The sequence below is a fragment of the Streptomyces mabaensis genome (assembly GCF_053763515.1).
This window is the reverse complement of the sequence record NZ_JBSOPZ010000095.1, coordinates 1-510: the sequence shown is the minus strand read 5'-3', so window position 1 is coordinate 510 and position 510 is coordinate 1. Positions and strand designations below refer to the sequence as shown.

The following is a 510-nucleotide window of genomic DNA, read 5'->3' as shown; positions in this document are numbered from 1 at the left end:
CGCCTGCTGGTAGAGGCGTCCGGCGCGGTAGGAGGAGCGGACGAGGGGGCCGGACATCACGCCGGAGTAGCCGATCTCCTCGGCCTCCTCCTTCAGTTCGACGAACTCGGCCGGCTTGACCCAGCGCTCGACGGGGTGGTGGCGCGGTGAGGGGCGCAGGTACTGGGTGATGGTGATCAGTTCGCAGCCGGCGTCGTGCAGGTCCTGGAGGGCCTGGCTGATCTCCTCGCGTTCCTCGCCCATGCCGAGGATGAGGTTGGACTTGGTGACCAGGCCGGCCTCGCGGGCCCGGGTGATGACCTCCAGCGAGCGCTCGTAGCGGAAGCCGGGGCGGATGCGCTTGAAGATCCGGGGCACCGTCTCGACGTTGTGGGCGAGGACCTCGGGGCGGGCGGAGAAGACCTCGGCGAGCTGCTCGGGCACCGCGTTGAAGTCGGGGATGAGCAGTTCGACCTTGGTGCGGCCGTCGGCGCGCTGCGCGGTCATGGTGTGGATCTGGCGCACGGTCTC

1 protein-coding gene is annotated in these 510 nt (G+C 69.6%); it reads right to left on the bottom strand.

The genetic code is table 11. From position 1 onward, the window contains the following. Positions 1 to 510: lipoyl synthase (locus ACWV17_RS33870; RefSeq protein ID WP_455362675.1), on the bottom strand; the 510-nt coding region annotated here is incomplete at both ends.